1 protein-coding gene is annotated in these 944 nt (G+C 45.7%); it reads right to left on the bottom strand.

Annotated elements, in window-relative coordinates; genetic code table 11:
- Positions 1-67: 67 nt before the first annotated feature.
- Positions 68-944: transposase (locus RCO25_RS34600; RefSeq protein ID WP_309000570.1), on the bottom strand; the 877-nt coding region annotated here is incomplete at its 5' end.

Genomic DNA, 944 nt, shown 5'->3' with positions numbered 1-944 from the left:
GCTTTTGAGTAAAAGTAAGCTTCAAATTGGAAATGTTATCGCGGAAACTAAAAAAGCAGCTCGTCCCTCATCCGAGGGCGGGCTGCTTTTGCTCTATCAGCTTCACCATTCGTTTCACATTCACAACAAACGCGGTGAGGTTGGCCTGTATTCGCATGCGAAATAATCCTCGGTATTTGGCTGTTGCCATCCCGTGGAACCTCTTCATCTCTGCATTCTTGTGTTCAATAATCGGTCTGCGCTTAATCCGTTCTTTAAACGTATCACTAAGTTCAAACTCAATTTGCTCCTTGAAGTGCTCGGCAATGATGCGAACCGAGTATGTCTTGCTCTTTGAGCCTGGTTTGTAACACCCTTCGCTCAGCGGACAAGCCTTACACTTCTCAACATCAAAATAAAACACAAGGGAGCGGCTTTTACCGCTTTGTTTACTTCCCTGCAAAGCTTTCCTAGTGCTGTGCTGACCAGCAGGACATACCATAAAATCTGCATCTTTATTGTATTCAAATCCTTCTTGGCGTTCGCCCCCATGATGAACAATGGGGTTTAGCGGAACGACAGGCTGAATCGTTTCTTTTTTCATCTCCGCCAGATTATCTTTGCCGGAGTACGCTGTATCTCCAATGATTTCCGTTACCGTAATGCCGTTTGCTTGCGTCTGTGACAAAAGAGCGGAAAGTTGTTTACCATCGTCACTGCTGCCAGGTGTGACTTCAATGGCTGTAATGATCTCTTCTTCCGTCATGGCTAAATGCTCTTTGTATCCAAAGAAGGATTTGGTTTTGCTTTTCCAAGCGAACCGGGCGTCTGGATCAATGGCTGAAAGAATGCCTTTATGGGATAGTAGACGCTCATCTTCTACGATTTGTCTAGCGATTTGAAGCTTGTCGCTAATCGCTCCTTCATGATCGGGCAGCAGTTCCTCCACGGTTTCACCCAACTTA

Origin of the sequence: Paenibacillus sp. LHD-38 (assembly GCF_031157315.1) — a bacterium.
In the GTDB taxonomy this organism is placed as follows: Bacteria; Bacillota; Bacilli; order Paenibacillales; family Paenibacillaceae; genus Pristimantibacillus.
Note: the sequence above shows the minus strand (reverse complement) of the source record. Positions and strands in the feature narration are given on the sequence as shown.